General features: G+C 62.7%; 20 protein-coding genes, 4 tRNA genes and 1 riboswitch. Of the genes, 16 read left to right on the top strand and 8 right to left on the bottom strand.

The genetic code is table 11. From position 1 onward, the window contains the following. Positions 1–32 precede the first annotated feature (32 nt). Genes tspO through LIY36_RS05940 form a run of 3 tightly spaced genes read left to right on the top strand, consistent with a single transcriptional unit; the run spans position 33 to position 1,899 of the window. A complete protein-coding gene (gene tspO, locus LIY36_RS05930) occupies positions 33–473 on the top strand; it encodes a tryptophan-rich sensory protein TspO (protein WP_226455094.1) in 441 nt (146 codons plus the stop codon). After that, positions 473–1,411, top strand: a complete 939-nt coding sequence (locus LIY36_RS05935; RefSeq protein ID WP_226455095.1) for an alpha/beta hydrolase fold domain-containing protein — start codon at positions 473–475, stop codon at positions 1,409–1,411. The genes tspO and LIY36_RS05935 overlap by 1 nt, the downstream gene beginning before the upstream one ends. Before the next feature lie 2 nt (positions 1,412–1,413). Further along, positions 1,414–1,899 carry a GNAT family N-acetyltransferase gene (locus LIY36_RS05940; RefSeq protein WP_226455096.1) on the top strand — a complete coding sequence of 162 codons (486 nt, stop codon included), beginning with the start codon at positions 1,414–1,416 and terminating at the stop codon, positions 1,897–1,899. Positions 1,900–1,932: 33 nt separating this feature from the next. Here the strand turns inward: LIY36_RS05940 and LIY36_RS05945 are convergent, their stop codons facing one another. Genes LIY36_RS05945 through LIY36_RS05955 form a run of 3 tightly spaced genes read right to left on the bottom strand, consistent with a single transcriptional unit; the run spans position 1,933 to position 4,705 of the window. Continuing rightward, positions 1,933–2,697 carry an ABC transporter ATP-binding protein gene (locus LIY36_RS05945; protein ID WP_226455097.1) on the bottom strand — a complete coding sequence of 255 codons (765 nt, stop codon included), beginning with the start codon at positions 2,695–2,697 and terminating at the stop codon, positions 1,933–1,935. Then, positions 2,694–3,698: a FecCD family ABC transporter permease gene (locus LIY36_RS05950; RefSeq protein ID WP_226455098.1), complete on the bottom strand. Its 1,005-nt coding sequence runs from the start codon at positions 3,696–3,698 to the stop codon at positions 2,694–2,696. The genes LIY36_RS05945 and LIY36_RS05950 overlap by 4 nt, the downstream gene beginning before the upstream one ends. After that, a complete protein-coding gene (locus LIY36_RS05955) occupies positions 3,695–4,705 on the bottom strand; it encodes an ABC transporter substrate-binding protein (protein ID WP_226455099.1) in 1,011 nt (336 codons plus the stop codon). The genes LIY36_RS05950 and LIY36_RS05955 overlap by 4 nt, the downstream gene beginning before the upstream one ends. Positions 4,706–4,822: 117 nt before the next feature. Next, a riboswitch (cobalamin riboswitch) is annotated at positions 4,823–5,016 on the bottom strand. Positions 5,017–5,086: 70 nt separating this feature from the next. Between LIY36_RS05955 and LIY36_RS05960 the strand changes: the two genes are divergently transcribed. Continuing rightward, positions 5,087–5,530, top strand: a complete 444-nt coding sequence (locus tag LIY36_RS05960; RefSeq protein ID WP_226455100.1) for a hypothetical protein — start codon at positions 5,087–5,089, stop codon at positions 5,528–5,530. A 66-nt stretch (positions 5,531–5,596) separates the two neighbouring features. Here the strand turns inward: LIY36_RS05960 and LIY36_RS05965 are convergent, their stop codons facing one another. After that, positions 5,597–6,979 carry an aldehyde dehydrogenase family protein gene (locus LIY36_RS05965; protein WP_226455101.1) on the bottom strand — a complete coding sequence of 461 codons (1,383 nt, stop codon included), beginning with the start codon at positions 6,977–6,979 and terminating at the stop codon, positions 5,597–5,599. 103 nt (positions 6,980–7,082) lie between these two features. Between LIY36_RS05965 and ptrR the strand changes: the two genes are divergently transcribed. Continuing rightward, complete coding sequence (gene ptrR, locus LIY36_RS05970; RefSeq protein ID WP_226455102.1) at positions 7,083–7,955, top strand: putrescine utilization regulator PtrR; 873 nt, start codon at positions 7,083–7,085, stop codon at positions 7,953–7,955. A gap of 105 nt (positions 7,956–8,060) precedes the next feature. Here ptrR and LIY36_RS05975 read toward each other — a convergent pair whose 3' ends face one another. Both LIY36_RS05975 and LIY36_RS05980 read right to left on the bottom strand, forming a co-directional pair. Continuing rightward, positions 8,061–8,270: a hypothetical protein gene (locus LIY36_RS05975; protein WP_105524885.1), complete on the bottom strand. Its 210-nt coding sequence runs from the start codon at positions 8,268–8,270 to the stop codon at positions 8,061–8,063. A 99-nt stretch (positions 8,271–8,369) separates the two neighbouring features. Beyond that, positions 8,370–9,566 carry an amino acid aminotransferase gene (locus LIY36_RS05980; RefSeq protein WP_192296852.1) on the bottom strand — a complete coding sequence of 399 codons (1,197 nt, stop codon included), beginning with the start codon at positions 9,564–9,566 and terminating at the stop codon, positions 8,370–8,372. A 343-nt stretch (positions 9,567–9,909) separates the two neighbouring features. Here LIY36_RS05980 and uvrB point away from each other — a divergent pair, with 343 nt between their 5' ends. After that, positions 9,910–11,925 (top strand): excinuclease ABC subunit UvrB, encoded by a 2,016-nt coding sequence (uvrB, locus tag LIY36_RS05985; protein WP_192296851.1) that lies wholly within the window; start codon positions 9,910–9,912, stop codon positions 11,923–11,925. Between the two features lie 121 nt (positions 11,926–12,046). Here uvrB and LIY36_RS05990 read toward each other — a convergent pair whose 3' ends face one another. Both LIY36_RS05990 and LIY36_RS05995 read right to left on the bottom strand, forming a co-directional pair. Next, positions 12,047–13,537 (bottom strand): MDR family MFS transporter, encoded by a 1,491-nt coding sequence (locus tag LIY36_RS05990; protein WP_192297232.1) that lies wholly within the window; start codon positions 13,535–13,537, stop codon positions 12,047–12,049. A 49-nt stretch (positions 13,538–13,586) separates the two neighbouring features. After that, positions 13,587–14,633: an HlyD family secretion protein gene (locus LIY36_RS05995; RefSeq protein ID WP_226455103.1), complete on the bottom strand. Its 1,047-nt coding sequence runs from the start codon at positions 14,631–14,633 to the stop codon at positions 13,587–13,589. 183 nt (positions 14,634–14,816) lie between these two features. On the opposite strand from LIY36_RS05995, the gene gltX reads away from it, so the two are divergent. The 10 genes from gltX (at position 14,817) to LIY36_RS06045 (ending at position 21,392) form a co-directional block, all read left to right on the top strand. Beyond that, positions 14,817–16,298, top strand: a complete 1,482-nt coding sequence (gltX, locus tag LIY36_RS06000; RefSeq protein ID WP_053128828.1) for a glutamate--tRNA ligase — start codon at positions 14,817–14,819, stop codon at positions 16,296–16,298. Between the two features lie 147 nt (positions 16,299–16,445). After that, a tRNA-Ala gene (locus LIY36_RS06005) sits at positions 16,446–16,521 on the top strand. 79 nt (positions 16,522–16,600) lie between these two features. Beyond that, a tRNA-Glu gene (locus LIY36_RS06010) sits at positions 16,601–16,676 on the top strand. Between the two features lie 50 nt (positions 16,677–16,726). Continuing rightward, a tRNA-Ala gene (locus LIY36_RS06015) sits at positions 16,727–16,802 on the top strand. Between the two features lie 78 nt (positions 16,803–16,880). Next, positions 16,881–16,956, top strand: a tRNA-Glu gene (locus LIY36_RS06020). A gap of 182 nt (positions 16,957–17,138) precedes the next feature. Then, positions 17,139–17,678 carry a TetR/AcrR family transcriptional regulator gene (locus tag LIY36_RS06025; protein WP_192296849.1) on the top strand — a complete coding sequence of 180 codons (540 nt, stop codon included), beginning with the start codon at positions 17,139–17,141 and terminating at the stop codon, positions 17,676–17,678. 15 nt (positions 17,679–17,693) lie between these two features. Then, entirely contained in the window at positions 17,694–18,527 is an 834-nt protein-coding gene (locus LIY36_RS06030; protein ID WP_226455104.1) for an alpha/beta fold hydrolase, read from the top strand. 38 nt (positions 18,528–18,565) lie between these two features. Then, complete coding sequence (locus LIY36_RS06035) at positions 18,566–19,000, top strand: acyl-CoA thioesterase (RefSeq protein ID WP_226455105.1); 435 nt, start codon at positions 18,566–18,568, stop codon at positions 18,998–19,000. Between the two features lie 55 nt (positions 19,001–19,055). Then, a complete protein-coding gene (locus LIY36_RS06040) occupies positions 19,056–20,015 on the top strand; it encodes a tRNA dihydrouridine synthase (RefSeq protein ID WP_226455106.1) in 960 nt (319 codons plus the stop codon). Positions 20,016–20,138: 123 nt separating this feature from the next. After that, positions 20,139–21,392: a hypothetical protein gene (locus tag LIY36_RS06045; RefSeq protein WP_226455107.1), complete on the top strand. Its 1,254-nt coding sequence runs from the start codon at positions 20,139–20,141 to the stop codon at positions 21,390–21,392.

Below are 21,392 nucleotides of genomic sequence, written 5' to 3' on the forward strand. Positions count from 1 at the left end.
TCCAAGTTGAAATGCCCAGCCAAGGACCGACCATGACTTTTTTCATCTTCCTGCTCGCCTGCGTCGCCGCCGCCAGTACCGGCCTGCTGTTCAAGCCCGGCGCGTGGTACGAATCCCTCGTCAAGCCAAGCTTCACGCCGCCCAACTGGCTGTTCCCGGTGGCGTGGACGCTGATTTATCTGCTGCTGGCCTGGGCCGGTTATCGCCTCAGCCTGATCCCGGACAGCCAGGTGGTGTTGGCGTTGTGGGCGGCGCAGATTGCGTTGAATACGTTGTGGACGCCGGTGTTCTTCGGCGCGCATCGCATCCTGGCCGGGATGGTGATCCTGGTGGTGTTGTGGCTGACCGTGGCGACGATGGTGGTGCTGGCGGTGCGTCTGGATCTGATCACCGGGTTGATCCTGTTCCCCTACCTGGCGTGGCTGTGTGTGGCGGCGGCGCTGAACTTCTCGATCCTGCGCAGTAACCGCTGATGCCCTATAAACCATGGCCTGCCAGCGAACCCCAACTGGCCGAAATGCGCCGTTTCAACAAGAAGCTCGCGTGGCTGCCGCGCTTCAAGATCCGCAACCGTGTGACGCCGCGCTTGATCCAGGCGCTGTTGCGCGCCGGTCAGGTGTTCAAGCGCTCGCCCGTGGCGCAAACCCGGCTCGCCGGCAACGTCCCCGTGCGTATCCTGCGGCCAGTCGGCAAACCCAAGGGCGTGGTGCTGGATATTCACGGCGGCGGCTGGGTGATCGGCAACGCGCAGATGGACGACGATCTCAACCTGGGCATGGTCAATGCCTGCGACGTCGCGGTGGTGTCGGTGGACTACCGGCTGGCGGTGGACACGCCGGTGGCAGGCTTGATGGACGATTGCCTGGCGGCGGCGCGTTGGTTGCTCAGCGCCGAGGAGTTTGCCGGGTTGCCGGTGGTCGTTGTCGGCGAATCGGCCGGCGGGCATCTGGCGGCAGCGACGTTGCTGGCGCTGAAGCAATCACCAGAGCTGCTCCAGCGGGTGTGCGGCGCGCTGTTGTACTACGGCGTTTACGATTTGAGCGGCACGCCCAGCGTACGCGTGGCGGGGCCGCACACCTTGTTGCTGGACGGGCCGGGCATGGTCGAGGCGCTACGCCTGCTGACGCCGGGGTTGAGCGATGAAGAACGTCGGCAGGCGCCATTGTCACCGCTGTATGGCGACTTCAACGGGTTGCCGCCGGCGTTGATGTGGGTGGGCACGTTGGACCCGCTTAAAGACGACACGCTGTTGATCGCCGAGCGCTGGCCTGGGGCTGAGGCGTACCTGGTGCCGGAGGCGGCGCATGGGTTTATTCATTTTCCGCTGGGGGTGGGAGCGGCGGTGCTGGAGCACAGCCGGGCGTGGATTCTGCAACGGATTCAGGCGGTAAGCGCCGTGGGTGAAGCGTGACAATGCTGATCCAGCCGGTTGATACGCCGGCTATTCCCGAGGTACTGGCCTTTGTGCTGCACGCCCGTGGCGAGCTGTTTCCCAAGCTCAGCGATGCAGGTATGCCGAACGATCTTGCACAGTTCGAGGCGGTTTACGTGCAAGGCAGCGGCCGGTTTCTGATCGCCCGCGCTGGCGACGAAATTGTTGCCGCGATTGGCTACTTGCCCTATGACGGGCGTTTTCCCCAGTTGGATTACCAGGGGCGCCGGACGGTGGAAGTGGTGCGCCTGTTTGTGCTGCCAGCGTTCCGCCGTTCTGGATTGGCGAGGGAGTTGTACCTTGCGCTGGAGGTGCTGGCGCACGCGCAGGGGGTGGAGGTGATGTACCTGCACACCCATCCGTTTCTGCCGGGTGCGATCGAATTTTGGCGGCGGCAGGGGTTTGCGGTGGTGGACGTGGAAGCTGATCCGGTGTGGCAGACCACGCACATGCAGCGGCTGCTGTAGTGGCCTGAAGAAGCACCACTGGACTCCCCGTGTTTAGTTGGAACGCAGCCGCAGTATCTGCGCGCCGTCGAACGGGTCTGTGAGGTAGTGCGCCTGCACCCCGAATGTGTCTTGCAAACGCTGCGGCGTCAGCACTTCCAGCGGCTTGCCCAGCGCCACCAATCGCCCGTGGTCCAGCACCGCCAGGCGATCACAGGTCAGCGCCTGGTTCAGGTCATGCAGGGCAATCAGCGTCGTCACCGGCAGCGCTTGCACGCCTTTCAAGATCGCCAGTTGATGCTGAATATCCAGGTGATTGGTCGGCTCATCCAGCAACAGGATCTGCGGCCGTTGCGCCAGGGCGCGGGCGATGTGCACGCGTTGGCGCTCGCCGCCGGAAAGGCTGCGCCAGGCGCGTTGGGCCAGGTGGGTGGCGTCCACGTCGTGCAGGGCTTGGCGCACGATGGCGTCGTCTGCATCCGACCACGGGCTCAGCGCCGACAGCCACGGCGTGCGGCCCAGGGCCACGGCGTCGAACACGCGGATGGCGTCATCGGTGTCGGCCTGTTGCTCTACCACGGCCAACTGTTGCGCGATGCTGCGGCGCGACAGCTGCCCGAGGCGCTGGCCGCCCAGCAGCACGTCGCCACACGCCGGGGTACGCAACCCGGCGAGCAGCTTGAGCAGGGTGGATTTGCCGGAACCGTTCGGCCCGACGATACCGAGGGTCTCGCCCAGCTCCACGTCCAGGTGAATGTCGCGCAGCAACTCGGCTTCGCGCACCCTGAAGCCCAGGCCACGGCAACTGAGCACGCTCATCGCGCATTCCTCCGGCCGATCAGGATCAGCGCAAACACCGGCGCGCCTACCAGCGCGGTCACCACACCCACCGGGATCACCTGGCCCTTGATCAAGGTGCGCGACAGCACATCCGCCGCAATCAGGAACAACGCCCCCCCCAACGCGCTGGCCGGCAGCAGGCGCGAATGCCCGGTGCCGAGCAGCAGGCGCACGGCATGGGGGATCACCAAGCCGACAAAGCCGATGGAGCCGACAATCGACACCATCACCGCCGTCACCAACGCCGCGCAACCCACCAGCACAAATTGCACGCGGCGCACCGGGATGCCCAGGGACGCCGCCGAATCCGTGCCAAAGGTGAACGCATCCAGCGCCCGGCGATGCCACAGGCACACCGCCAACCCCACCAGCGCCACCGGCACCGCCAGCCACACCGACGGCCAGCGCACGCCGCTGAGGTTGCCCAGCAGCCAGAACATGATGCCGCGCGCCTGTTCGGAGCTGGCGGATTTGGTGATGAGGAATGCGGTGAGTGCGTTGAACAGCTGCGAACCGGCAATGCCGGCGAGGATGATCTGCCCGGTGCCGCTGGACGAGCCGCTGGCCCGCGCCAATAAAATCACCAGCGCAAACGCCGCCATCGCGCCGACAAACGCGCCAGCCGACAATGAAATCAAGCCGCCGCCCACCCCGATCAGCGCCACCAGCACCGCACCTGTCGAGGCGCCGGCGCTGATGCCCAGCAGGTACGGGTCGGCCAGCGGGTTGCGCAGCAGCGATTGCAGGATCACCCCGCAGGTCGCCAGCCCGGCACCGCAGGCGGCGGCGACCAGCGCGCGGGTCAGGCGGTAGTTCCACACCACGCCTTCGTCGATGGGGTCGAGCACGTAGCCGGCGCCCCACAGTTTATTGGCCAGCACCTGAAGTACGACCTGCGGCGAGATGGCGATTTCGCCGATGGCCACGCCGGCGAGCACGGCGGCCAGGAGTAGGGCCAGGGCGAGGAGGGCACGAATCATTTCGGCAGGTCGTAGCCGTCGATGGCCGTGGCCAGTTGCTCAAGGCCGTCGAACATGCGGATGCTGGCCTGCAACGCCAGGGCGTCGAGGATGATGATGCGGTTGTTTTTTACTGCATCCATGTTGCGGGTGACCGGGTCGCTGCGCAGGAAGGCGAGTTTCTTTTCATGGTCGTCGGCAGGGTAGCGGCGGCGGTCCATGCGGGCGATGACGAGGAAGGTCGGGTTGGCCTTGGCGATGGTTTCCCAGCCCACGGCGGGCCATTCTTCATCGGACTGCACCACGTTGCGCAGGCCGAGGGTTTGCAGCATGAATTCGGGAATGCCCTTGTGCCCGGCGACATACGGGTCGCTGGCCAGCTCGGCGCTGGAGAACCACACCAGTGCGCTGGCCTGCTTGAGGCCCTTGCTCCGTACGGTGGCGACGGACTTGGCCAGGCGCGCCTTGAGTTCGTCGTTCAGCTGTTGACCGCGGTCCTGCACATCGAAGATCGCCGCCAGTTGGCTGATGCTTTTGTAGATGGTCTCGATGCGGAACGGCTCCAGCCGCGTGCCGTCGGCGCCCACCAGGTTGTCCTTGCCTTCGCAGTCGGAGGGCAGCAGGTAGGTGGGGATCTGCAGTTCGTGGAATTGCTCACGGGTGCCGACCACGCCTTGTGCGCCGACCACCCATTCCAGCTCGGCGGCCACTAACTGCGGGCGCTTGGCGATCACGGCTTCGAAGCTCGGCTCATTGTTGGCCAGGCGTTCGATGCGCTCGTTCTGTGCCTTGAACTGCGGCAGCACACTGTTGAACCACAGTGAGGTGCCGACCACTTTGTCGCCCACGCCCAACGCATAAAGCATCTCGGTGGCGGCCTGGCCGATGGTCACGCTGCGCGCCGGCGCTTGCTGGAAGGTGAGGGTGCTGCCGCAGTTTTCCAGGGTCAGCGGGTAGTCAGTCGGCGCGGCGTGGGCCAGGGCACAAACACTCAGGCCGGTGAGCAGGGCGGTAATGCGTGGCAGCATGGGGCAATCTCCGTTGGGACCGTACAGGGAGCTGGGGCGGTACGGTAGTGGAAATACAGCCATGAACGCTGCCGGTCCGGCAGGCCAGGGATGCCCTTCCCGGACACCCCGCCGGTTGGTGATAACGCTTGGCCGGCAGGTCTCCTGACTGATGCGTCATCGCCACGCTCCGGCCTTCCCGGACAGCGTCCAGTGGCAGTGGGGAGCAGGCTCAGCACCTACAGTTGCGGGGGCAGTTCCGATTGGCGCGGGTGGCCGCGCTTCGGATTCCCTATTAGTCCCGTTGGGGAACCGGCGCGGTATGGTAGTCGATCTTGGACGTGAGGGCGCGTGTCTCTTATGATGCGCGGCCACGGAACCGCCCCATACAAGGAAAATACAGTGAAACGTTTAGTCGCCCTCGCCCTGATCACCCTGCTCGCCGGTTGTGCGACCCAGGGTAAAAGCGAATCGCAGATTTTCGACGAGGCCGCCACTGCCCATGTCATGTCGCTGCCTGCCGGCGCCAACAAGGTGCGTTTGCACAGCGTCAAGATCGCCAGCCATGGTGTGATCGGCGACATGCTGGCGACTGTCCTGGGCGGCGGCGCGAATGCCGGCCAACTCAGGCAAGAACTGCTCAACGCCCAGCGCCTGGGCGACAGTGGGTTCTTGATCATTGGGGCGCGCAGTTCAATCGACGTGGCGGTTGTTGAGAACGCCTGCGAAGGCCTCGGTTTGCAGGGGATGAATATCTACTACGCGGGCAGTGAGGCGCAGCAGGACAAAGTGCGCCACGCGGTTGAACAGGCCCGGGCGCAATTTCACTTCATCAATACCCAGTGACCACCGGTCTGTAGTGAGCGGGCTTGCCCCGCGCCAGGTGGCAAGGGTGTCAGCCCGGCCGGGGGGTTATTTGCGGTCCAGCCACACGGTCTGCGCGTTGCAGAATTCCCGCACGCCGAAGTGTGACAGTTCACGGCCAAAGCCGCTTTTCTTGATCCCGCCAAACGCCACCCGAGGGTCGGACACGCTGAAGGCGTTGACGAAAATCCCGCCGGTTTCCAGGCGGTTGGCTATATCCCGCGCCTTCGCCGCGTCGGTGGTGAAGATGCTCGCGGTCAGGCCGAACTCGCTGTCATTCGCCAGCGCTACCGCGTGGTCGGCGTCGCGGGCGGTGATGATCGAGGCTACCGGGCCGAACAGTTCCTGTTTGAACGAGGTCATCTGGTCGGTGACGCCTGCCAGTACGGTCGGCTCATAGTAGTTGCCGGCACCGGCGGTTTTATGGCCGCCCAGTAGCAGGGTCGCGCCTTCTTCAAGAGTCGCCTGGACCTGGCCGTGCAGCTCGTCGCGCAGGTCGAAGCGGGCCATCGGGCCGATGTACGTGGCGGCGGATGTCGGGTCGCCCATCACCAGGGCACGGCTGGCCGCGAGGAATTTGGCGGTAAAGGCTTCGGCCACGCCGGCTTCGATGATCAGACGCTTGGCAGCGGCGCAGACTTGCCCGCTGTTCTGGAAGCGGCCAATCACGGCGGCTTGCACCGCGGCGTCAAGGTCGGCGTCGTTGAGCACGATGAACGGGTCGGAGCCGCCCAGTTCCAGCACACACTTTTTCAGCGCGGCACCGGCCTGGGAGCCGATGGCCATACCGGCGCGCACGCTGCCGGTGAGGGTGACGGCGGCGATGCGCGGGTCGGCGATGGCTTTGGATACGCCGTCGGTCGTCACGTTGATCACTTCGAACAGGCCTTCAGCAAAGCCGGCTTTTTTGAATGCCTGCTGCATCAGGTAGGCGCTGCCCATCACGTTCGGCGCGTGCTTGAGCACGTAGGTGTTGCCGGCGAGCATTGTCGGCACGGCGCCGCGCAGCACTTGCCAGACCGGGAAGTTCCACGGCATCACCGCGAGGATCGGGCCCAGTGGGCGGTATTCGATATGGGCGCTGCCGTTGTCCACCAGGGTCGGCTCCGGGGCGAGCATGGCCGGGCCCTGGGCGGCGTACCAGTCACTGAGCTGGGCGCATTTTTCGATTTCGGCGCGGGCCTGGGCGATGGGCTTGCCCATTTCCAGGGTGATCATCTGCGCCATCTCTTCAGCTTGTTCCCGCAGGGCGGCGGCCAGGGCAAGCAGCAGCTCGGCGCGCTGGCTGAGCGGCTGGCGGCGCCAGGTGCGGAAGGCAGCGGTGGCACGGTCGAGGGCGGCGTTCAGCTGCGACTCGCTTTCATACGGGTAGCTGCCGACCGTTTCGCCGTTGGCCGGGTTGATCGAGAGGGCGTGGGTAGTCGCGTTCATGGCACCGTCCTGCGCAAGGGATAAGTTGAGTTCAGGTTACGGGGCTGGTTCTTTTCTGGAAACTGAATAATATTGAGCAATACATTCACGATTGGAGAATGACTTGGATCTGGTGCAGCTGGAAATCTTCAAGGCCGTTGCCGAGCAAGGCAGCATCAGCGCCGCCGCGCAGTTGATTCATCGGGTGCCGTCGAACCTGACCACCCGCATCAAGCAATTGGAGCAGGACCTGGGCGTGGAACTGTTCATCCGCGAGAAAAGCCGCCTGCGCTTGTCACCGGCCGGCTGGAATTTCCTCGGTTATGCGCGGCGCATTCTCGATCTGGTGCAGGAGGCCCGCGCCACGGTGGCGGGGGAGGAGCCCCAGGGGGCGTTTGCCCTGGGCTCGCTGGAGAGTACGGCGGCGGTGCGCATCCCAGCGTTGCTCGCGGCGTATAACCAGAAACACACCAAGGTCGAGCTGGACCTGAGCACCGGACCGTCGGGCACCATGATTGAAGGCGTGCTATCGGGGCGCCTGGCGGCGGCGTTTGTCGATGGGCCGGTGTTGCACGCGACCCTCGAAGGCGTGGCGGTGTTTGAGGAGGAAATGGTGGTGATCGCGCCGCTGCATCACGCGCCCATCACCCGGGGCCAGGATGTGAATGGCGAGAATATCTACACGTTCCGCTCGAACTGCTCGTACCGGCATCATTTCGAACGTTGGTTTTCCCAGGACGGTGCGGTGCCGGGGAAGATTTTCGAGATCGAGTCGTATCACGGCATGTTGGCTTGCGTCAGCGCCGGTGCGGGCTTGGCGCTGATGCCGCGCAGCATGTTGGAAAGCATGCCGGGGTTTGCGGCGGTGAGCGTGTGGCCGTTGACGGACAAATTCCGGGTGCTGCACACCTGGCTGATCTGGCGGCGGGGCACGGTGTCGCAGAGCCTCAACAGCTTTGTGAAGCTGCTGCAAGAGCGCGTTCTAGAGCCAACATAGATCAGGTGTGGGAGCTGGCTTGCCTGCGATGCAGGCGACGCGATCGTCCTGCATGACCGAGTAGAGGCCATCGCAGGCAAGCCAGCTGCCACAGTTTGATCGGTGTCAGCCGCCAAATTGCAGGGTGCCCATGGCGAGCTTGGCCATCAGTGCCGTGGCACCCAATTGCACCAGCCACAACGCCAAGCCACCGAGGAACACCCCTAGCGCTACCTGCAACACCAGGCTCTTCTGGCGCTTGGGTTGCGGCGCGCGGGGCACATAGTCATCCAGCTCGTCGCGGTCGGCACGCAGGTCCAGGTCGTCGTTTCTCATAAGGTTCTCACAGCAAAGGGGCGGGCAAGGTTCAGTCTAGGGGCTGGATACGAAAAAGGGGAAGCCAGCGGCTTCCCCTTCTGGGCAACGGCTCCAGGCTTACAGGACCTGGACGATTGCCTTTGTGACTGCGTCGATGTTCGACTGGTTCAACGCCGCCACGCAGATGCGGCCGGTGTCGAGGGCGTAGATGCCGAACTCGGTGCGCAGGCGGGTGACTTGCTCAACGGTCAGGCCGGAGTAGGAGAACATCCCACGCTGGCGGCCGACGAAGCTGAAGTCATGGCCCGGTGCAGCCTTGGCCAGTTCCGACACCATCTGCTCACGCATCCCACGAATGCGCAGGCGCATTTCAGCCAGTTCGGCTTCCCACTGCGCGCGCAGCTCAGGACTGTTCAGCACGGCAGCTACAATCGCGGCGCCGTGGGTTGGCGGGTTGGAGTAGTTGGTGCGGATCACACGCTTGACCTGGGACAGGATGCGCGCGCTTTCTTCCTTGGATTCGCCGACGATGGACAGCGCGCCCACACGTTCGCCGTACAGGGAGAACGACTTGGAGAACGAGCTGGACACAAAGAAGGTCAGACCGGACTCGGCGAACAGGCGCACGGCCGCGGCGTCTTCGTGGATGCCATCGCCAAAGCCCTGGTAGGCCATGTCGAGGAACGGTACGAGGCGCTTGGCCTTGACCACGTCCAGCACGTTCTGCCAGTCGGCCGGGGTCAGGTCGACGCCGGTCGGGTTGTGGCAGCAGGCGTGCAGCACCACGATGGACTGCGGCGGCAGGGCGTTGAGGTCTTCGAGCAGGCCGGCACGGTTCACGTCATGGGTGGCGGCGTCGTAGTAGCGGTAGTTCTGCACCGGGAAACCGGCGGTTTCGAACAGGGCGCGGTGGTTTTCCCAGCTTGGGTCGCTGATGGCGACGACGGCGCCTGGCAGCAGTTGCTTGAGGAAGTCAGCACCGATTTTCAGCGCGCCGGTGCCGCCAACCGCTTGCACGGTGGTGACGCGGCCAGCGTTCAGCAGTGGCGACTCAGCACCAAACAGCAGGGTCTGCACGGCCTTGTCGTAGGCCGCGATGCCGTCGATTGGCAAGTAGCCACGGGCAGCGTGTTGCGCCACGCGAATGGCTTCCGCTTCGGCAACGGCACGCAAGAGTGGAATCTTCCCCTCCTCGTTGCAGTAAACGCCTACGCCAAGGTTGACCTTGGTGGTTCGAGTGTCGGCGTTGAATGCTTCGTTGAGGCCCAGGATAGGATCGCGTGGTGCCATTTCGACAGCGGAGAACAGGCTCATTTTTGCGGCAGCTCTATGGGGGAAGGGAGGGACGTGTCGCGCTCCAGCCGAATGCACTAGAGCGGTGCACAAACGGGGAGCTAGTATAGAGGCCATCACGGCTGAGAGCGACAACCGAAACGGCTTTTCGGCCAAGTTTTTCGGTTTATTTGCCGACCGTTAGTCTTATTGCAACGCAGATCGACAGCGGCATGCAGGACGATTGCCTTGAAACCCGTCACATTCGCCACCACTTCTACGGCTATCATGGTTTTTTCCTGCTGCCCGCTCTGAATATTCGCGGGTGGTGGTCTTTTTCGTTCCCGACGGGTTTACAGTCTGGGGTGACTTCAAGAGGTACGTTATGTCGGATTTCCAACTCGTCACCCGCTTCGAGCCCGCCGGCGATCAACCCGAGGCGATTCGCCAGATGGTCGAAGGCATCGAGGCCGGCCTGGCGCACCAGACGCTGCTCGGGGTGACCGGTTCGGGCAAGACCTTCAGCATCGCCAACGTGATCGCGCAGATCAATCGCCCGACCCTGGTGCTGGCACCGAACAAGACCCTGGCCGCGCAGCTCTACGGCGAGTTCAAGGCGTTCTTCCCGAACAACGCGGTGGAGTACTTCGTTTCCTACTACGACTACTACCAGCCTGAAGCCTACGTGCCGTCGTCGGACACCTTCATCGAGAAAGATGCGTCTATCAACGACCACATCGAACAGATGCGCTTGTCGGCGACCAAGGCGCTGCTGGAGCGCAAGGACGCGATCATCGTCACCACGGTGTCGTGCATCTACGGCCTGGGCAGCCCGGAAAGCTACCTGAAGATGGTGCTGCACATCGACCGGGGCGACAAACTCGACCAGCGTGAAGTGTTGCGCCGACTGACGAGCTTGCAGTACACCCGCAACGACATGGATTTCGCCCGCGCCACCTTCCGTGTGCGCGGCGATGTGATCGACGTGTACCCGGCCGAGTCCGACCTGGAAGCGATCCGCATCGAACTGTTCGACGATGAAGTCGAAAGCCTGTCGGCCTTCGACCCGTTGACCGGCGAAGTGATCCGCAAGTTGCCACGCTTCACCTTCTATCCGAAAAGCCACTACGTTACGCCGCGTGAAACCTTGCTGGACGCCGTTGAGCACATCAAGGTGGAGCTGGCCGAGCGTCTCGACTACCTGCGCGCCAACAACAAGCTGGTGGAAGCCCAGCGCCTGGAGCAACGCACGCGCTTCGACCTGGAGATGATCCTGGAGTTGGGCTACTGCAACGGCATCGAAAACTACTCGCGTTACCTCTCGGGCCGCGATTCTGGCGCGCCGCCGCCGACGCTGTATGACTACCTGCCGGACGATGCGCTGCTGGTGATCGACGAATCCCACGTCAGCGTGCCGCAGGTCGGCGCGATGTATAAGGGCGACCGTTCGCGTAAAGAAACGCTGGTGGAATACGGTTTCCGCCTGCCTTCGGCGCTGGACAACCGGCCGATGCGGTTTGACGAGTGGGAAGCCATCAGCCCGCAGACGATTTTTGTATCGGCGACGCCGGGCAACTACGAGGCTGAGCATGCCGGCCGCGTGATCGAGCAGTTGGTGCGTCCGACCGGCCTGGTCGACCCGGAAATCGAAATCCGCCCGGCGCTGACCCAGGTTGATGACTTGCTCTCGGAAATCCACAAACGCGTCGCGCTGGAAGAGCGGGTGCTGGTCACCACGCTGACCAAGCGCATGTCCGAAGACTTGACCGACTACCTTGCCGACCACGGCGTACGCGTGCGTTACCTGCACTCGGACATCGACACCGTGGAGCGCGTAGAGATCATCCGCGACCTGCGCCTGGGCACCTTTGACGTGCTGGTGGGGATCAACCTGCTGCGTGAAGGTTTGGACATGCCGGAAGTGTCGCTGGTGGCCATCCTCGACGCGGACAAGGAGGGCTTCCTGCGCTCCGAGCGTTCGCTGATCCAGACCATCGGGCGTGCCGCGCGTAACCTCAATGGCCGCGCGATTCTCTATGCCGACCGCATCACCGGCTCCATGGAGCGCGCGATTGGTGAGACCGAGCGCCGTCGCGACAAGCAGATTGCCTTTAACCTAGCCAATGGCATTACGCCCAAGGGCGTGTTCAAGGACGTTGCCGACATTATGGAAGGCGCTGTCGTACCGGGTTCGCGCAGCAAGAAGCGCAAAGGCATGGCCAAGGCGGCCGAGGAAAGCGCCAAGTACGAGAACGAACTGCGCTCGCCGAGCGAGATCACCAAGCGTATTCGCCAGTTGGAAGAGAAAATGTACCAGTTGGCGCGGGATCTGGAGTTTGAAGCGGCGGCGCAGACGCGCGATGAGATTGGCAAGTTGCGCGAGCGGTTGTTGGCGGTTTGATTTTGCGCTGACGGTACTGGCCTCTTCGCGAGCAAGCCCGCTCCCACACTTGACCGTGTTCTAACGTTGAAATGCGGTCAAGTGTGGGAGCGGGCTTGCTCGCGAAAGCGGCACCACGGTCTCAATGACTCTCCCCAGCCTTCAACCCCGCCGGCAACGCCTTGGTCAACAACACCGCGACCATACTGACCCCCAGCGCCAACCCGACAAAGTGAAACGCATCGTTGTAGGCCATGATCTGCGCCTGCTGGTGCGCGATCTCGCTGAGCTTGCCCAGCGCCGCGGTGTCGCTGCCGAACTGCTGCGCCAGTGTTGCCAGGCGCTCCGCCACCTGCGGGTTGGTCGGCACGATCGCCTCGCGCAAATAATCGAAATAGGTCTTGGTGCGCGCATCCAGCAGCGTCGCCAGCAATGCAATGCCGATGGCGCCGCCCAGGTTGCGCAGGATGTTGAACAGGCTCGACGCCGAGCCTGCGTCCTGGGGCAGGATGTAGGCGGTGGCGATCAGCGAGATGGTTACCATGATCAGCGGCTGCCCCAGGGCGCGGATGATCTGGATCTGGTTGAACTGGCTGCCGGCGAAGTCCGGGTTGAGCACCCCCGAGGAAAAACTCGCCAGTCCGAACAGGCCGAATCCTACAGTGCATAGCCATTTGGGCGACACGTACTTCATCAGCTTGGGCACCAGCGGAATCAGAAACAGCTGGGGCACGCCCATCCACATGATCACTTCGCCGATCTGTAAGGCGTTGTAGTTCTGGATCTGCGCCAGGTACAGCGGCAGCAGGTAGATCGAGCCGTACAGGCCGACGCCCATGCCGATGCTGGCAATGCTCGACAGGCCAAAGTTGCGGTTGGCGAGGATGCCCAGGTTGATCAGTGGGTTGGGTTTGGACAGTTGCACGATGACAAAGGTGATCAGGCTGAGCAGGGCGATGCTGCCGAGGCTGACGATCAGGTTCGACTCAAGCCAGTCCTTGCGGTGGCCTTCCTCCAGAAACACCTGCAAGCAGCCGAGGCCCACCGCCAGGGTGGCGATGCCCAGGTAGTCGGTGCTCTTCAGCAGGTCCCAGTTCGAGGCCTTTTTTTCCAGGCCATAGAGCAGCCCGGCGATCATCAGCAGGCCCGGTGGCACGTTGATGTAGAAGATGTATTCCCACCCCCAGTTTTCCGTGAGCCAGCCGCCGATGGTCGGGCCAATGGAGGGCGCGAAGGTGGCTGTCATGGCGAACATGGCCATGCCTTTGGCGCGGTGGTGTTCGGGTAGCTTGATCAGGGTAAGGGTGAACGCCAGCGGGATCAGCGCACCGCCGGTAAAGCCTTGCAGGGCGCGGAACACGATCATGCTTTCCAGGCTCCAGGCCATGGAGCACATCAACGAGGCGATCAGGAACCCCACCGACACCCAGACCGCCAGCCGCCGCGCCGAGAGCAACTGCACCAGCCAGGCGGTGAGGGGGATCATGATGATTTCGGCTACAAGGTAGGACGTGGAAATCCACGAGCCTTCTTCCAGGGTGGCTGACAGCGCGCCCTGGATGTCCTTGAGCGACGAGTTGGTGATCTGGATGTCGAGCACCGCCATGAACGCGCCGAGCATCACGCTCATCACCGCGATCCAGTCGCGCCGGGTCGGTTCGCCGAGCGGGCGCAGCAGTTGATCACCGGCCATCGGGCTGGTCTTTGATGTTCACTTTGACGGTCACGGACATCCCGGGACGGATCTTGCCGTGCAGCGGGTTATCCGTGGCGAAGGTCAGTTTTACCGGGATGCGCTGTACGACTTTGGTGAAGTTGCCCGTGGCATTGTCCGGCGGCAACAGGCTGAACTGCGCGCCGGAGGCGGCGAACAGGCTGTCGACCCGTGCCTCGATGGGCGTGTCGGGGTAGGCGTCGAAGGTCAGCTTGGCCTTTTGCCCGGGCTGCATGTGGCCGATCTGGGTTTCCTTGAAGTTGGCCTGGATCCAGATGTCTTGGTCGGGGACGATCGACAGCAGGTAGGCGCCGGCCTGTACGTACTGGCCGTTGCGTGCGGCGCGCTGGCCCACCAGGCCGCTGATCGGCGCGTGGATCTCGCTGCGGGTGAGGTTGAGTTCGGCCTGGGCCAGGTCAGTCCTGGCGTTGGCGATCAGCGCGTCGAGGCGCTTGATCTCGGCGTTGAGGGCGTTGACCTGCTGGCGCTGGCCCTGCAGGTCGGCCTGGGCCATGGTCACCTGGGAGCGGGCGATGTGGTTGTCGGCGGAGAGGGTGGTCACGCGTTCTTCCGAGACGTAGCCGGGCTTGCGCAGGGTTTGTGCGCGGGACAGGTCGATCTGCGAGCGGCCGAGGCTGGCCTGGCTTGACGCGACTTTGGCCGCGCCGGCGGCGATCAGGCTGGCTTGCTGGGTGAGTTTGCTTTGTGCCTGGGTGCGTTCGGCCTCGCGCATGGCCAGGGCGGCGTTGGCGCGGTCGACGGCGAGGTGGAAGTCGTCGGCTTCGAGCTGTACCAGGAGCTGGCCTTTTTGTACGTGTTCGTTATCGCCGACCTTGACCTCGACGATGCGGGCGCCGAGCTGGCTGGACACGCGGGTGATCTCACCCTGCACATAGGCGTTGTCGGTGCTTTCATAGAAGCGGCCCTTGAAGAACCACTGGGCGAAGAAGCCCAGGCCGATCAGGACTACGAGGCACACGAAGATAAACAGTCGGCGTTTCAGTGGGGCTGGCATGGGCGAGGTGTCTGTAACAAGAGGTAATGGAATATAGCCAGCCAAGCATCTGTCCAATAGCCATGACTGGCCTCCAGACCGAAGCTTGGCCTAAATGCCCTTCTGCTGGAGCCCAAGTGCCGAGGGCTGTTACCATTCGCGCCTTGTTTCAATTCCAGTTTTATCGCCAATTCGAGACCCGCCATGACCACCGTCCGCACGCGCATCGCGCCATCGCCTACTGGGGATCCCCACGTCGGCACTGCCTACATCGCCTTGTTCAACTACTGCTTTGCCAAGCAGCACGGTGGTGAATTCATCCTGCGGATCGAAGACACCGACCAACTGCGCTCGACCCGTGAGTCGGAGCAGCAGATTTTCGATGCCCTGCGCTGGTTGGGCATTACCTGGGCCGAGGGCCCGGACGTCGGTGGTCCCCACGGCCCGTATCGCCAGAGCGAGCGCAGCGATATCTACAAGCAGTACACCCAGCAACTGGTCGACATGGGCCACGCGTTCCCATGCTTCTGCACCGCCGAAGAGCTGGACCAGATGCGTGCCGAGCAACAGGCGCGTGGTGAAACCCCGCGTTACGACGGCCGCGCGCTGCTGCTGTCGAAAGAAGAAGTGGCCCAGCGCCTGGCGGCCGGCGAGCCCCATGTGATCCGCATGAAGGTGCCGAGCGAAGGCGTGTGCGTGGTGCCGGACATGCTGCGCGGTGACGTCGAGATCCCGTGGGATCGCATGGACATGCAAGTGCTGATGAAGACCGACGGCCTGCCGACGTACTTCCTGGCCAACGTGGTCGACGACCACCTGATGGGCATCACCCACGTGCTGCGCGGTGAAGAATGGCTGCCGTCGGCGCCTAAGCTGATCCTGCTCTACGAGTACTTCGGCTGGGAACAACCGCAACTGTGCTACATGCCGCTGTTGCGTAACCCGGACAAGAGCAAGCTGTCCAAGCGCAAGAACCCGACCTCGGTGACGTTCTACGAGCGCATGGGCTTCATGCCGGAAGCGATGCTCAACTACCTGGGCCGCATGGGCTGGTCGATGCCGGACGAGCGCGAGAAGTTCTCGCTGCAGGAAATGGTCGACAATTTTGACCTGTCCCGCGTGTCCTTGGGGGGGCCGATCTTCGACATCGAGAAACTGTCGTGGCTCAACGGCCAATGGTTGCGTGACCTGCCGGTGGAAGAGTTCGCCAGCCGCGTGCAGCAGTGGGCGTTGAACCCCGAGTACATGATGAAGATCGCACCGCTGGTGCAGGGCAGGGTGGAGACGTTCAGCCAGGTCGCACCGTTGGCGAGCTTCTTCTTTGCCGGTGGCGTGAACCCGGATGCCAAGTTGTTCGAATCCAAGAAGCTCTCGGGCGATCAGGTGCGCCAGTTGATGCAGTTGATCCTGTGGAAGCTGGAAAGCCTGCGCCAATGGGAGAAGGACGCGATCACCGCGACGATCCAGGCGGTGGTGGAATCCCTCGAATTGAAATTGCGCGATGCCATGCCGCTGATGTTTGCCGCGATCACCGGGCAGGCCAGTTCGGTATCGGTGCTGGATGCGATGGAAATTCTCGGCCCGGACCTCACGCGTTTCCGTCTGCGCCAAGCCCTTGATTTGCTTGGTGGTGTGTCGAAGAAAGAAAACAAAGAGTGGGAAAAGCTGTTGGGCGCTATCGCTTAATCAGCCTGCTGCAACGGCGAAACCCAGGTTTTCCGGGGTTTCGCCGGTAAGTGATTGTTATCCCGGCAAAAAACTTTGGAAATTGTTGAAAATAAATTTGACACACTTCCAAACCGCCATTAAGATTCGCCCCGTCCTCACCGATGAGGGGCTATAGCTCAGCTGGGAGAGCGCTTGCATGGCATGCAAGAGGTCAACGGTTCGATCCCGTTTAGCTCCACCAATTTACAGGTTCAAGGTCTGGCCACACCGTACTTGAATCGATCAGTTCTCAGCGCTGATCATGCTGTACAGAAGGTTTTGTCCCCTTCGTCTAGTGGCCTAGGACACCGCCCTTTCACGGCGGTAACAGGGGTTCGAGTCCCCTAGGGGACGCCAGTTTCAACAAGCAGTTCGCAAGATCTGCTGCGTCGCGAGACGAAAAATCCGGGGCTATAGCTCAGCTGGGAGAGCGCTTGCATGGCATGCAAGAGGTCAACGGTTCGATCCCGTTTAGCTCCACCAATTTACAGTTCCAAGGTTCCGGCCACACCGTCCTTGGATCGATCAGTCTCAGCCTGATCAGTTGTACAGAAGGTTTGTGTCCCCTTCGTCTAGTGGCCTAGGACACCGCCCTTTCACGGCGGTAACAGGGGTTCGAGTCCCCTAGGGGACGCCACGATTACCCGCTCTGCGGGATTTTTAAGGGTCATTCAATTATTGAATGGCCCTTTTGTTTGTCTGGCGTTTGGCCAATTCTCTTACTCCCTTCCTACTTCCTCTTCAGACCAATGGTCATGTCGGTCGCTTGCCAAATATTATTATGGTAATAATATTCAACCCATGAGACCGGAGGCTTTGATGAGCGATAAAAAAGCACAAACCCGCGAACGCATTTTGCAGGCGGCCAGCGCGGCGTTGATCCAGCGTGGCCCGGCCGAGCCGAGTGTCGGTGAAGTGATGGGGGCGGCGGGGCTCACCGTCGGTGGTTTTTACGCGCACTTCGAAAGCAAGGACGCGCTGATGCTGGAGGCATTCACTCAATTGCTGGCCAAGCGTCGTGCGGCCATTGACGATATGGATGCGCTGTTGACCGGTGAAGAGCGCCGAGGCCTTGTGGCGGCGTTTTACCTGTCGCGCAAACACCGCGATTCCACCGTTCAGGCCTGTCCGATCCCGGCGACCGTCGGCGAAATGAGCCGCCTGCCGGATGAATTCCGCCAGGCGCTGAACGAGCACTGTGAGCTGATGGCTGCCCAATTGGCCGCCAGCCCCGAAGACACCGACAAGGCCCTGGCCGACATGGCGTTGATGATCGGTGGCCTGGCCCTGGCGCGGGCCCTCGGCCCTGGTGAATTGTCTGACCGTGTATTGCGTGCCGCCAAGTCGGCCGTGCGCTAGAAGAGGGTTCTAAGGATGGGCACGCTGACCTGGATTCGTCGCTTCAACGGCACCCTGGGGCATCTGGCGCCGCAAACCGTGGCCAACCAGATGCGACGTGCGTTCATGACGCCGCGCGAGCTGCCGCCACGCGACTGGGAGTTGCCGTTGCTGGCGCAATCAGAGCGCCTCACCCTGCGTTTCGGCCTGTCGGCGTTGCGCTGGGGCCAAGGGCCCGCCGTGCTGTTGATGCATGGCTGGGAAGGGCGCCCCACGCAGTTCGCCAGCCTGATCAGCGCATTGGTGAATGACGGTTATTCCGTGATTGCCCTCGACGGCCCCGCCCACGGGCGTTCGCCCGGGCGTGAAGCCCATGTGCTGCTGTTCGCCCGCGCGATGTTGGAGGCGGCGGCCGAGTTGCCGCCGCTGCACGCCGTGATTGGTCACTCCATGGGCGGCGCCAGCGCGATGCTGGCGGTGCAACTGGGGCTGCGTACCGAAGCGCTGGTAAGCATTGCCGCGCCGTCGCGATTCCTTGATGTGCTTCGAGGGTTCACCCAGATGGTCGGTCTGCCGGCGCGGGCCCGTTCGGCGTTTATTCAGGAGGTCGAACACACCTTCGGCATGCCGTTGAAGCATCTGGATGTGGCCCACTACCAAATGAACATCCCCGGCCTGATCGTGCATGCCGAAGACGACACCTTCGTCCCCGTCAAAGCCTCCCAGGCGATCCACGAAGCCTGGTTCGACAGCCGCCTGTTGCGTCTGGAGCAGGGCGGCCATCAGAAAGTCCTGGCCGACCCCCGGGTGACCGATGCGGTGCTGGCGCTGTTGGCCGGCCGCCGTCTACAGGCGCGGCAAACCGCCTGATACACTGCCCGGCCGAGATCAATCGACTGGAGCAAGGCATGGGCTGGGATCTGGCAACGCCGTTTATCATCGACCTGCAGGTCGGCGCCGAAGACATCGACGGCCTGGGCCACGCCAACAATGCCGTTTACGTGTCCTGGCTGGAACGCTGCGCCTGGCGCCATTCCCAGCGCCTGGGCCTGGACCTCACCGAATACCGCAGGCTGGATCGCGCCATGGCGGTGGTGCGCCACGAGATCGATTACCTCGCCGCCGGCTACGAAGGCGACGAACTGCAACTGGCCACCTGGATCGTCGACTGGGACCAGCGCCTGAAAATGACCCGCCGCTTCCAATTGGTCCGCCCCCGCGACGGCGCGACCCTGCTGAGGGCGCACACCACCTTTGTCTGCATCGAGCTGTCCAGCGGCAAGCCCAAGCGTATGCCCGCCGAGTTTCTTGACGGTTATGGCCCCGCCCTGACAGGGGGTTAACGGTTGCCGCAGGAAACCCAGTAAACTGCGCCACGATTTTTGTTGAGTGTTTTCCATGCAAATTGCTTTGGCGCCCATGGAGGGGTTGGTCGACAACATCCTGCGGGACGTGTTGACCCGCGTGGGTGGGATCGATTGGTGCGTGACCGAATTCATCCGCGTCAACGACCGCCTGCTCACCCCGGCGTATTTCCACAAACTTGCTCCCGAACTGCTGCACGGTGCCCACACCGCGGCGGGCGTGCCGCTGCGCGTGCAGTTGCTTGGTTCCGACCCGGTGTGCCTGGCGGAAAACGCCGCGCTCGCTGCCGAGTTGGGCTCCGAGGTGATCGACCTGAACTTCGGTTGCCCGGCCAAGACGGTCAACAAGTCCCGTGGCGGCGCGGTGTTGCTCAAGGAGCCGGAGCTGCTCAACCAGATCGTCGAGCACGTACGCCGCGCCGTTCCCGCGCACATCCCGGTTACCGCGAAGATGCGCCTGGGTTTCGACAGCCCGGATGGCGCCCTGGTCTGCGCCACGGCCCTGGCCGAAGGCGGCGCCGCGCATATCGTGGTGCATGCGCGGACCAAGACCGACGGCTACAAGCCGCCGGCGCACTGGGAGTGGATTCCGCGCGTGCAGGATGTGGTCAAGGTGCCGGTGTTTGCCAACGGCGACATCTGGAGCGTTGAAGACTGGAAGCGTTGCCGCGAAGTCAGCGGCGCCGAAGACATCATGCTCGGCCGTGGCCTGGTGGCGCGGCCCGACCTGGCGCGGCAGATTGCAGCAGCGCGGGCCGGTGAAGAAGTCGTGGAGATGACCTGGGCGCAGATGCAGCCCATGCTCCAGGAGTTCTGGACCCAATCGGTGGCGCAGCTGACCGAGCGCCAGGCGCCGGGCCGTTTGAAACAATGGCTGGCAATGTTGACGCGCAACTACCCTGAAGCGGTTGAACTGTTCACCGCGATGCGCCGAGAGACCGATCTAGAGCAGGTCAGCCGGCTGTTGGGCATGCCCCATCCGGCGGCGGCATAACGCGAAGAGATCTGCAGCAAGGGCGCCATCGGCGCCCTTTTCTTATTGTGAAACGTGATCACCGGAACCGGGCAAGGCAAAATCCCACGAACTTCTGGGCATATCTCATAGGAATCTTCGCCCATGAACGCTTCGAACTTGAAATCCCCTACCTTTGCCTTCACTGCCCCGTCTACGCTCTCTGCATCAAAGGCCATAAAGTCTGTCGTGAACGCCTTCGACGTCGGCGAGCGGCGCTTTGGTGAGCACTTTGACGTAAGCACCCATGCTGCCGTCATCAAAATGATGATGGCGACGCTTGGCCCCACGCCTGCCGATATGTTCAATCAAGTGACGCCTACCGCAAACGGCTACGACGTGATGATGAAGGATGAGTTCAACGCTCGCATCACGCACGAAGAGCTGCAGCTAGTCGCGCAGGTGTCCAAATTCAGTGGCAATGATGCGCAAGCCCTCAGCGCCGCCAACTTTGCGTTGACGGTGTTTGTAAAGCGCAGGCAGCAGATCGGTGGCTACGCCAATTTTCACGCGGCGCTGACAAAGTCACTCCAGGGCGAAACCACTCTGCGGTGCTTGCAGGGTATGGGGGTGTATGGGCTTTCCCAGTATGTGCCGCCGAGCAGGATGGTTGGCGAAGGCGTAGTGGCGGTGATGGAGACCCATAATTTTGGCAGTGCGCTGGTAGTGGACGGGCTTGGGCACGCTAACGGCAAACCGCGTCAGGTAGGCAGTCGCTATGGTTACAGGCTGTTCGCCGACAAGCCTCGGGGAGGCGCACCCACACCGAAGGTGTTTGCGGGCCGAAGACCCCTGGATATTTGGGGGGGGTTCTACCAAGGGACACCGGGGAACTGCGTGACGGTGTCGGCAATCAAGGCGGCTATGATGAGGTTCGGGCAGTGCCCCGCGGATATTTTTCGGGAGGTCACTGCCACTGCCGAAGGTTATGCAGTCGTTATGCGCGATGGTTTCAGGCTGACGCTGACCCATGAGCAATTGCGCAAGGCGAGAGCCGCTTCCGGCTTTCGCGGCGACGACTGTGCAATGCTGGAGGATGCCTATTTCCTGTTCGCCGTGAGCGCCAGGCGCGCGCAGTTGGAAAACAACGACTTTCGTGGCGGGCAGAGTTTCGACGTTGCCATCGATACCCTCAATGACGGTGAATACCCCGGGCAGGCGCTGCGTCGGTTGGGGTTGTACGCCTATATCCGCGAAAGCGATGTGAACGAGTTGATTGCCGGCGCTATCGGCACCCTGTCTGACGGTGGTCACTCGATGACGGTGATTGGCGGCGTGCTCGATTATTATGGGGGCCGGCACACTCTGCAGACGTCGCAATGGAAGGGGACTTATTTGCGGGCGCTGAAGTTGGTGTGA

Source organism: Pseudomonas sp. AF03-9 (assembly GCF_020515815.1).
Classification (GTDB): domain Bacteria; phylum Pseudomonadota; class Gammaproteobacteria; order Pseudomonadales; family Pseudomonadaceae; genus Aquipseudomonas.

Excerpts from the sequence above, each read along its gene's own strand:
- tspO (WP_226455094.1), top strand. The coding sequence starts at position 33 with ATGACTTTTTTCATCTTCCTGCTCGCCTGCGTCGCCGCCGCCAGTACC.
- LIY36_RS05935 (WP_226455095.1), top strand. The coding sequence starts at position 473 with ATGCCCTATAAACCATGGCCTGCCAGCGAACCCCAACTGGCCGAAATG.
- LIY36_RS05940 (WP_226455096.1), top strand. The coding sequence starts at position 1,414 with ATGCTGATCCAGCCGGTTGATACGCCGGCTATTCCCGAGGTACTGGCC.
- LIY36_RS05945 (WP_226455097.1), bottom strand. The coding sequence starts at position 2,697 with ATGAGCGTGCTCAGTTGCCGTGGCCTGGGCTTCAGGGTGCGCGAAGCC.
- LIY36_RS05950 (WP_226455098.1), bottom strand. The coding sequence starts at position 3,698 with ATGATTCGTGCCCTCCTCGCCCTGGCCCTACTCCTGGCCGCCGTGCTC.
- LIY36_RS05955 (WP_226455099.1), bottom strand. The coding sequence starts at position 4,705 with ATGCTGCCACGCATTACCGCCCTGCTCACCGGCCTGAGTGTTTGTGCC.
- LIY36_RS05965 (WP_226455101.1), bottom strand. The coding sequence starts at position 6,979 with ATGAACGCGACTACCCACGCCCTCTCGATCAACCCGGCCAACGGCGAA.
- LIY36_RS05975 (WP_105524885.1), bottom strand. The coding sequence starts at position 8,270 with ATGAGAAACGACGACCTGGACCTGCGTGCCGACCGCGACGAGCTGGAT.
- LIY36_RS05980 (WP_192296852.1), bottom strand. The coding sequence starts at position 9,566 with ATGAGCCTGTTCTCCGCTGTCGAAATGGCACCACGCGATCCTATCCTG.
- uvrB (WP_192296851.1), top strand. The coding sequence starts at position 9,910 with ATGTCGGATTTCCAACTCGTCACCCGCTTCGAGCCCGCCGGCGATCAA.
- LIY36_RS05995 (WP_226455103.1), bottom strand. The coding sequence starts at position 14,633 with ATGCCAGCCCCACTGAAACGCCGACTGTTTATCTTCGTGTGCCTCGTA.
- gltX (WP_053128828.1), top strand. The coding sequence starts at position 14,817 with ATGACCACCGTCCGCACGCGCATCGCGCCATCGCCTACTGGGGATCCC.
- LIY36_RS06025 (WP_192296849.1), top strand. The coding sequence starts at position 17,139 with ATGAGCGATAAAAAAGCACAAACCCGCGAACGCATTTTGCAGGCGGCC.
- LIY36_RS06030 (WP_226455104.1), top strand. The coding sequence starts at position 17,694 with ATGGGCACGCTGACCTGGATTCGTCGCTTCAACGGCACCCTGGGGCAT.
- LIY36_RS06035 (WP_226455105.1), top strand. The coding sequence starts at position 18,566 with ATGGGCTGGGATCTGGCAACGCCGTTTATCATCGACCTGCAGGTCGGC.
- LIY36_RS06040 (WP_226455106.1), top strand. The coding sequence starts at position 19,056 with ATGCAAATTGCTTTGGCGCCCATGGAGGGGTTGGTCGACAACATCCTG.
- LIY36_RS06045 (WP_226455107.1), top strand. The coding sequence starts at position 20,139 with ATGAACGCTTCGAACTTGAAATCCCCTACCTTTGCCTTCACTGCCCCG.